This window comes from Streptomyces mabaensis, assembly GCF_053763515.1.
The window spans coordinates 317,583-326,095 of the sequence record NZ_JBSOPZ010000001.1; the positions used below are offsets into that span (position 1 = coordinate 317,583).

Sequence of the window (8,513 nt, forward strand, 5' to 3'; positions counted from 1 at the left end):
ACCGGCCTTCCGGCTCCGGACCGCCTGCGCGTCAGTCGAAGACCGACGCGCAGGTGGTCCGCTTCGCGTGCGCGGGATCCAGGGCGTTGGCCGTCTCGTGGAAGGCGATCCGGTCCATCAGCCCGATCGCGACGTGTTCCGAGAAGTCGACCGGGCACAGGTCCTGCAGCAGGACGTTGCGTACGCCGGGGCCGTCGAGGAACTGGCTGCGGTACGGGGTGACGACCTGGTCGTACTTCGTCGCGATGACGGTGTAGCGCACGCCGGGTACGGTGTCGCCGCCCTCGTTGAGCTTGGTGAGGAAGGCGGAGCCCGCCACCTGGTCGGCGAGTGCGGGGGTGGCGGTGCTGAGGAGATCCTCCGCGCCGGGGAAGTACGGGAGCAGTTTCGTCAGGCCCATCAGGGTGGTGCCGTGGTTGTCGGGGGCCAGGCCGATGAGCGCGTTGACCTCGTCGGCACCCCCCAGGAACTTGAGGTAGTAGCGCGGCATCATGCCGCCCTGGGAGTGGCCGACGAGGTCCGCCTCGGCAGCGCCGGTGGCGGCGAGCACTCTGTCCACGAACGCGTCGAGCTCCTCGGCAGACTTGTCGATGGGGCCGAGGCCGTGGAAGAACGGCACGCCGGGCAGTTGACCGTAGTCGAGGGAGTAGACGCAGTACCCGCGGTGCACGAGGTACGGGGCGAGGCCGAGCCAGTTGTCGATGGAGTTGCCGAAGGTGCCGTGCACCAGGACGACGGGCCGGGGATGGGCGGCGGAGGGCTTGCAGGAGTAGTTGTTCCAGCCGCTGCTGGGCGCGGCGGCGGCCCCTGCGGTCGCGGGGGCGGCGGTGACGGCGGCGAAGGCCAGGAGCAGGGCGGCCAGGGGTCTGAGCACTCGTTTCCAGGGCAGCATCGTGTGATCTCCTTGCGGCTCAAGGGGAATTGCGATGGGGGATTCGCCCTGTGATCCGGATCACAAGAATGCTGTGCACACGTCAAATTACGCGCGAGTAGTAAAAGTGTGAAGTTACGCGTCGGTAAAAATCCTGCCGCCCCGCCGGACCGTCACCAGCTGGGCCGCACAGGCCCGTTGGGGGCGACCCGCAGCAGGTCGTCGCACAGTGCGCGCGCCCGCCGCTCACCGAGCAGCTCGACCCACGGCCGTACGGCATCGGCCGCCGCGGCCTCCGCCGCCCGGGTGCACTCGCGGCCGAGGTCGGTGAGGACGACCAGCCGGGCGCGCGCGTCGTCCGGGTGCGGGCGGCGCTCCACGTACCCCTTGCGCACGAGCTCGTCAACGAGCTGTCCCGCTGCCTGCTTGGTCACCCCGAGGTGCTCGGCCAGGGCGGTTGCGGTCGCACCGGCGGGGGCGAGCAGCGCGAAGGCGAAGCCGTGGGCCGGGCGAAGGCCTTCGTGGCCACGGGCTACGACGCCTTCGTGGATCCGCCGGGTGAGTTCGCCCGCGGCGGCGAGCAGGGCGGCGGAGAGGTCCATGGAGTCGTGATCGTTCACGGGTACAGCTTGACACCAAGGTCAAGTAGCTTGAGCATGTAGTCAAGCTACTTGTCTACATCAGGAGAGACCTTGCCCGTTGTCCGCACATCCGATGCCGTCGTCCATGAGGTCCACGGCGCCCGGTTCCTCTCGTACGCCACACCCGCCGCCGGCAGCAAGGAGCTGTGCGCCTGGCGGGGCGAGATCCCGGCGGGGACCTCCTCGCCGGTGCACACCGTTACACGCGAGGAGATCTTCCACGTGCTCAGCGGCGTGGTGGAGGTCACCCTCGCGGGCCGCACCGAACCGCTCACTCCCGGCGACACCGCCGTCATCAACGCGGGCGTGCCGGTGCAGATCCACAACCGCGGTACGGAGACGGCCGTTACCTGGGTCACCACCTCCATCGGCATGGAAGTCGACCTGGCGGACGGCACCCACCTCGCTCCCCCGTGGGCCGGGCAGGGCGACCGGGCCGAGGCCGATCGGGCCTGCTAGACCGTCTCTCGGGGCACGCGTGCGCGGAGGCGGCGCAGCATGCGGGGGTCCTCGAAACCCACCGTGCGGGCCGCGGCCTCGACCGTCGCGCCGTGGCTGATGACGTGTTCGGCGCGTTCGAGGCGGAGCGTCTGCTGGTAGCGCAGAGGGGTCAGGCCGCCGGTGGCGCGGCTGAAGAGGCGGGTGAGGGTGCGTTCACTCACGCCCACCGCCGCCGCCAGGGCGGGCAGCCGCAGCGGCTCGTCGAAGCGGGCGTCGATCAGGTCCTGAGCGCGGTGTACGGCGTCGTCGAGATGGGACCGGTACCGGAGCATCGCGCTCGCCTGCGGCTCGCTGCCGTTGCGCCGGGCGTAGACGACCATGTCACGCGCCACTTGGGCGGCGACGGCGGGGCCGTGCCGGGTCGCGATCAGATGCAGGGCCAGATCGATGCCGCTGGCGATGCCGGCCGAGGTGACCACCCGGTCGTCGGTGGTGAACAGGACGTCCCGGACGACCACCGCCCGGGGGTGGCGCAGGGCCAGCTCGTCCTGCACATCGTGGTGGGTGGTGCAGCGGCGGCCGTCGAGCAGGCCGGCCCGCCCCAGCGCCTCGGCTCCGGCGCAGACGCTGGCCACGGTCCCGCCCCTGGCGTGGTGGCCCCGGACGACCCGCAGGGAGGCCGCCCCGATGGCGGGGCTGTCGGCCAGGGTGACCGCCCGCCAGCCGGGCACCACGATCACGTCTTCGGGGCCGAGCTCGGGCCAGTCGGTCGAGGCCACCAGCGGCAGCCCCTGGGCGGTGGGGACCTGCGGCTGCTCGGCGATGTAGCTGAGCGTGTACGGGTGCCCGAAGTCCGCGGCCGTGGAGAAGACCTGCGCGGGGCCGGCCAGGTCCAGCAGATGGACTCCGGGCACCAGGAAGAAGGCGATGTGGTTCACGATCCGGTCATCATGCCCGAGGTCCGGCCGCGGCCTCCAGCTGGTCGACCGTGGCGATGGTGGCGAAGCGCCCGGCGAGGGCGTACTCGGTGCGCCTGATGATCTCCTCGGCGTCCAGGGTCCGGGGGTCGGCCAGCATTTCGGCGACGCTCCGGCCGGCGGGAGCGTCCCGGTGCGGGATGGGGTTGGTCGCGGTGGCGTCGACGACGAAGGTGACCTGGTAGCCGAGGTCGCTCGCGACGCGGGTGGTGGTCTCCACACACTGCTCGGTGCGGATACCGCAGACGGTGAGCTCGCGAATACCGCGCTCCGTGAGGAGTTGTTGCAGGTTGGTGGTGGTGAAGGCGTTGTGGGAGGTCTTGTGGATCAGGGGTTCCCCGTCCCGGAGCGCCAGCTCCTCCATCAGCCGGACATGGCCGAGCGCGGGGTCGAAGACATCACCGCTGCCGGGCTCGGAGTGCAGTACCCACACCACCAGGTCCCCGGCCTGGCGGGCGAGCCGGACCAGGCGGTCCACCTGGTGGGCGATCTTGGGGTCGGAGATGGTCTCCCACAGCGGCCGGGCGCGGAAGGATTCCTGGACGTCGATGACGATCAGTGCTCGGGTCATGTCGCCGAGTCTGGCTGACCGGGACGGGCCGGCGGCAGGCCGTATCGGGTCCGGCTGCGGACCGATCCGGTCATCCACCCCGCGTTCGGTTGTGGACCGATCCGGTCATCCACTCCGTGTCCGGTTGTGGACCGATCCGGTCATCCGACCCGGCCCCGCCCCCCGCCGGCGGCGCGTCCGCCGGTCAGGCCGCCAGCGAGCCCGGCAGGACCGCCCGGGGGCCGAACTTCGCCCGGGCCAGGTCGGCGACCTTCTCGATCCTGCGGGCCTTGTCGTCCGCCGGGTCGAAGCTGAGCTGATGGGCGGCGAGTCCGGCGGGGCCCAGTCCCTCCGCGCGCAGCGCGAGGCCGCGGACCCTGGCCCGTTGCAGGCCGAGCGACTCGTAGATCCCGTACGCGGTCCCGGTGAGCGCGGCGGAGTGTCCCGTCGGCTCCCGCAGCGTACGGCTCCGGGTGACCGTGGACCGGTCGGCGCAGCGCACGGTGAGGGTCAGGGAGCGGCACACCTGGCCCTCGCCGCGCAGCCGGGCGCCCAGTTCCTCGGTGAGGGAGAGCAGGGCGCGCCGGTGCCGTACCGGATCCAGCTCGTCGCGGTCGAAGGGCCGTTCGGCGGCCATCGAGCGGGCGGCGGCGTTCGGGACGACCGGCGTACGGTCGATGCCGCGCGCCCTCTCGTGCAGTTCGCGCCCGGCCCGCGCGCCGACGATCCGCTGCAGGGTGGGCAGGGGTGCCGCGGCGATCCTGCCGACGGAGTCGAGCCCGTACGAGCAGAGGGTGCGGGCGGTCGAGGCGCCGACCCCGTCCAGCGCGGCGGCCGGCTTCCGGGCGAGGAACTCCCGTACCGCGTCCGGCTCGTCGGGCAGGACCAGCGTCGTCCCGGGCGCGGCCTCCCGCGCGGCCATCCGGGCCAGCATCGGGTTCCCGGCCACGCCGATCGTGCAGCCGACGCCCCAGTGCGCGAGCGCACGCACCCGTAGCAGCGCCGCGACTCCGGCCGCGTCCCGGCCGAAGTACCGCTCGGCGCCCCGGACATCGGCGAGCGCGGCATCGGGCGGCAGGGCCTGGACGGTGGGAGTGAGCCCCTCGGTCAGCGCGAGCAGCGCGGGAAGGGCCGTATCGGCGCCGAAAACCCCGGTACCCAAAACCCCGGCGCCCGTTCCGGCGCCGCTCGCCTCGGCCCCCGGCTCCAGATGGAAACGTACACAGAGGATCATCCCGCGCTCCCCGGACTCGAATGCCACAGCTTCCGTCCCGTGGCCGCCATATCGCCGGCCGGCTGGAGGTCCGCCCACGGGTTCAGCTCGTAGCCCGTGGGCAGCCGGATCCGGCGGCCGCTGTCGCTGGAGGAAGCCGCCTCCACCGGCGCATCCACCGGCGCCGCCAGCCGGGCGGCGACCGCGTCCAGGCCGCCCGCGCGCCGTAGTTCGGCCAGCTCCGCCAGGTCCCAGGCCGCCGCGCCGACCACGCTGAGGCTCTGCGGACCGCGCCGCTGGACCACTCCGCGCACCAGCAGCAGCCAGGAGTGGAAGACCGTGTGCGCGCAGGTCTCGTGGCTGTCGTCGAAGAAGGCGAGGTCGACCAGGCCCGTCCCGTCGTCCAGGGTGGTGAAGATGACCCGGCGGCCGGAGCGGATCGGCGGGGTCTGGGTGGCCGCCTTGGCGCCCGCGACCAGCACGGTCTGCCCGTGCGCGGTGTCCCGGAGCCGCTTCGCCGGGATCGCGCCCAGCTCGTCGAGGAAGGCGTGGTGGTCGCTCATCAGGTGCCGGGAGGCGTCCATGCCGAGGACGCCCAGCTCGGCGCTGAGACGCTCGGCCTCGTTGAGGTCCGGCAGTCCGACGGGCGCGGTCTCCCGGCCGCCGCCGAGGGGGAGTTGGCCACCCGCCTGCGGCAGCTTTCGCTGCACACGGTGGAGTTCGGCCAGGTGCAGCAGCAGGTCCCGGCGGTTCGTGCCGAACGTGTCCAACGCGCCCACCTGCGCGAGCCGTTCGGCGACCGGCCGGCTGGGACGGGACCGTTCCCAGAAGTCCAGCAGGGAGGAGTAGGGCTGCCCGGCCTCGATCCGGGCGGCCTCGGCCTCGCTGATGCCGTGAACGTCGGACAGCGCGAGCCGCAGCCCCCACATCCTCGACTCGGGAACATCCGCCGCCGCATCCGTATTAGACACCAGTTCGATTCGATGAGTGGCGGCGGACCGGTTCACATCCAGCGGCAGCACCGGCACCCCGCGCCGCCGCGCGTCCGCGAGCAGCAGCCGCTTCGGGTACATCCCGGGATCGTGCGTGAGCAGCCCGGCATAGAAGGCCGCCGGGTGGTGCGCCTTGAGCCACGCCGACTGGTAGGTGGGTACGGCGAAGGCGACGGCGTGCGCCTTGCAGAAGCCGTACGACCCGAAGGCCTCGATGATCTCCCAGGTACGGGCGATGACCTCGGCCGTGTACCCGTTCCGCTCCGCCTGCCGCGCGAACCAGACCTTGATCTTCCCCTGCGACTCGGGGTGGGAGAGCCCGCGCCGTACCCGGTCGGCCTCGTCCCGGCCGCAGCCGGTCATGATGTGCACCATCTCGATGATCTGCTCGTGGAAGACCACGACCCCGTACGTCTCGCGCAGCGGCTCCTCCAGGTCGCGGTGCGGATAGCGGACCGGCGCGCGCCCGTGCCGGGCCTCGATGAACGGCCGCACCATGTCCGCCGCGACCGGCCCCGGCCGGAACAGCGAGATGTCGACCACCAGGTCGTGGAAGGTGGCCGGCTGCAGCCTGCCGACCAGGTCACGCTGTCCGGGCGACTCGATCTGGAAGCAGCCCAGCGTCTCGGCGGAGCGGATCAGTTCGTACGTCGCCGGGTCGCCGTCCGGCACCTGCGCCGGGTCGTCCAGGTCGAGCCGCCGTCCCGTCGCGCGCCCGATCTCGGCGACCGCGTGCGCCATCGCCGACTGCATCCGTACCCCCAGGACGTCGAGCTTGAGCAGGCCGAGCTCCTCCACGTCGTCCTTGTCGAACTGCGACATGGGGAAGCCCTCGCCACTGGTGGGCACGACGGGGGTGCGGTGCAGCAGGGTGGCGTCCGAGAGCAGCACCCCGCACGGATGCATGGCGATCCCGCGCGGCAGCGCGTCCAGCGCCTCGACCAGCTCCCACAGCCGCCCGTACTTCTTCCCGTCGGGGTCGACGCCGCGCAGCTCGGGCAGCTCCGCCAGCGCGGCGCGCGCGTCACGGGCCCTGATGTGCGGGAAGGACTTGGCGAGCCGGTCCACTTCGGCGGGGTCCATGGAGAGCGCGGCGCCCACGTCCCGTACCGCGTGGCGCACCCGGTACGTCTCGGGCATGGAGACGGTCGCGACCCGCTCGGTGCCGAAGCGGCCGATGATCGCGCGGTAGACCTCCAGCCGGCGGGCGGACTCGACGTCGATGTCGATGTCGGGCAGCTCCTTGCGGCGCTTGGACAGGAAGCGCTCCATCAGCAGCCCCTGCTCGACGGGGTCGGCGTGCGCGATACCGAGCAGGTGGTTGACGAGGGAGCCGGCGCCGGATCCCCGGGCGGCTACCCGGATGCCCATCTCCCTTACGTCGTCCACGACTTGAGCCACCGTCAGGAAGTACGAGGCGAAGCCGTGGTGGTCGATGATGTCCAGCTCGTGGTCCATCCGCTCCCAGTAGGCGTGCGCCTCGGCACCGCGGTCGTACCCGCGCAGCACCATGCCCGCGGCGACGCGCGAACGCAGCACCCGCGCCGCGGTGCGGCGGTCGGCGCCGACGAGCCGCGCCTCGGGGAAGTGGGCGAAGCCGATGCCCAGGTCGTCGGCGGGGTCGACCAGGCACTCGGCGGCGGTACGCCACGTCTCCTCCAGCAGCCGGTGCGCGGCGTCGCGCCGCCATCCGGCCGCCTCCACGATCCGCTCGGCGGTCGCGGCCATGGCCCGGGAGCCCTTGAGCCAGCGCTCGCCGCTGTCGAGGGTCCCCCGCGGATCGATGGGTACGAGACGGCGGGCCGCGTCGAGCACGTCGGCGACCGGGCCCTGCCCCGGGTCGGCGTAGCGGACGGCGTTGGTCAGTACGGCGCGTACGCCCTGCTCGGCGGCGAAGCCGACGGTACGGGCGGCGAGCCGCAGCGAGCCGGGGCCGGTGCCGGTCCTGCCGTGGTGCACGGCCTCCAGCCGCAGCGCGTCGCCGTAGACCTCCCGCCAGGGGGCGAGCAGTTTCGCGGCGCGGTCGGGGCGGCCGGCGGCCAGCGCGCGGCCGATGCCGGAGCCGGGGCCGAGGAGCACGGTGAGGCCGTCGCCGTGGTTCGCCGCCCAGGGCAGCAGAGGACGCTCGGCCCCGTCGGCGTGGGCGGCGCTGACCAGCCGGCACAGCGCGGCCCAGCCGGTGGCGCCGTGCCGGGCGAGGAAGGCGGCGCGGGGGGCGGACTCGTCGAGGAACGCCCCGCCGCGGACCGGCGTGCGCGCCCGCTGCCTGTGCCCCGCCGGGCCTGCCGTCTCCGTCCCGGACTCCCCCACCGCCAGCTCCACCCCGAAGAGCGGCCGCACTCCCGCCTCCGCGCACGCCTTGGCGAAGCGGACCGTGCCCGCGAGGGTGTCCCGGTCGGTGAGGGCGAGGGCGTCCATGCCCCGCTCGGAGGCGCGCGCGGCCAGCTGCTCCGGGTGAGAGCCTCCGTACCGCATGGAGAACCCGGAAACGGTGTGCAGATGGGTAAACCCTGGCACCCGCGCCTCCCGCTTCCCTCTGTGACCGCCCCCCTCTCGCTCCACCATAGACCAAGTTTCGAACGTACGTACGACACGTGGTGGGCGTCGCCCAGGCGTCGCCCAGGCGTCCGCCCGGGCGTCACTCAGGCATCCGCTCAGGCATCCGCTCGGCAGGGTCTTCAACCTTTGGGTGATTCACTTAGGGATCCGTGTGAATGCTGCTTAGCAGAGCCTGTATGAGTCTGTAGCCAATTCCGCACGCTTTCCTGCGATTGTTTGATGTTCATGCCGATTTGATGGTGTGGGTGGTGGCGGGGTCTTAGGTTCCT

General features: G+C 72.5%; 7 protein-coding genes. 1 reads left to right on the forward strand and 6 read right to left on the reverse strand.

Annotation, left to right across the window (positions count from 1 at the left end; genetic code table 11):
* Positions 1-31: 31 nt before the first annotated feature.
* Both ACWV17_RS01520 and ACWV17_RS01525 read right to left on the reverse strand, forming a co-directional pair.
* On the reverse strand, positions 32-892 hold the full coding sequence (locus tag ACWV17_RS01520) for an esterase/lipase family protein (RefSeq protein WP_455358128.1): 861 nt from the start codon (positions 890-892) through the stop codon (positions 32-34).
* Between the two features lie 152 nt (positions 893-1,044).
* Positions 1,045-1,473 carry a MarR family winged helix-turn-helix transcriptional regulator gene (locus ACWV17_RS01525; RefSeq protein ID WP_455358148.1) on the reverse strand — a complete coding sequence of 143 codons (429 nt, stop codon included), beginning with the start codon at positions 1,471-1,473 and terminating at the stop codon, positions 1,045-1,047.
* A 90-nt stretch (positions 1,474-1,563) separates the two neighbouring features.
* On the opposite strand from ACWV17_RS01525, the gene ACWV17_RS01530 reads away from it, so the two are divergent.
* Positions 1,564-1,971: a cupin domain-containing protein gene (locus ACWV17_RS01530; protein WP_455358129.1), complete on the forward strand. Its 408-nt coding sequence runs from the start codon at positions 1,564-1,566 to the stop codon at positions 1,969-1,971.
* Here the strand turns inward: ACWV17_RS01530 and ACWV17_RS01535 are convergent.
* The 4 genes from ACWV17_RS01535 to ACWV17_RS01550 all read right to left on the reverse strand — a co-directional run bounded on the left by ACWV17_RS01535 (position 1,968) and on the right by ACWV17_RS01550 (position 8,202).
* Entirely contained in the window at positions 1,968-2,891 is a 924-nt protein-coding gene (locus ACWV17_RS01535) for a GlxA family transcriptional regulator (RefSeq protein WP_455358130.1), read from the reverse strand. The genes ACWV17_RS01530 and ACWV17_RS01535 overlap by 4 nt on opposite strands.
* Before the next feature lie 10 nt (positions 2,892-2,901).
* Complete coding sequence (locus ACWV17_RS01540) at positions 2,902-3,501, reverse strand: isochorismatase family protein (protein ID WP_455358131.1); 600 nt, start codon at positions 3,499-3,501, stop codon at positions 2,902-2,904.
* A gap of 184 nt (positions 3,502-3,685) precedes the next feature.
* Complete coding sequence (locus ACWV17_RS01545) at positions 3,686-4,714, reverse strand: DNA polymerase Y family protein (protein WP_455358132.1); 1,029 nt, start codon at positions 4,712-4,714, stop codon at positions 3,686-3,688.
* Positions 4,711-8,202 carry a DNA polymerase III subunit alpha gene (locus ACWV17_RS01550; protein ID WP_455358133.1) on the reverse strand — a complete coding sequence of 1,164 codons (3,492 nt, stop codon included), beginning with the start codon at positions 8,200-8,202 and terminating at the stop codon, positions 4,711-4,713. Before ACWV17_RS01550 ends, ACWV17_RS01545 begins: the two co-directional genes overlap by 4 nt.
* Positions 8,203-8,513 lie beyond the last annotated feature (311 nt).

Coding starts and splice junctions, on each gene's coding strand:
- ACWV17_RS01520 (WP_455358128.1), bottom strand. CDS start 892: ATGCTGCCCTGGAAACGAGTGCTCAGACCCCTGGCCGCCCTGCTCCTG.
- ACWV17_RS01525 (WP_455358148.1), bottom strand. CDS start 1,473: ATGGACCTCTCCGCCGCCCTGCTCGCCGCCGCGGGCGAACTCACCCGG.
- ACWV17_RS01540 (WP_455358131.1), bottom strand. CDS start 3,501: ATGACCCGAGCACTGATCGTCATCGACGTCCAGGAATCCTTCCGCGCC.
- ACWV17_RS01545 (WP_455358132.1), bottom strand. CDS start 4,714: ATGATCCTCTGTGTACGTTTCCATCTGGAGCCGGGGGCCGAGGCGAGC.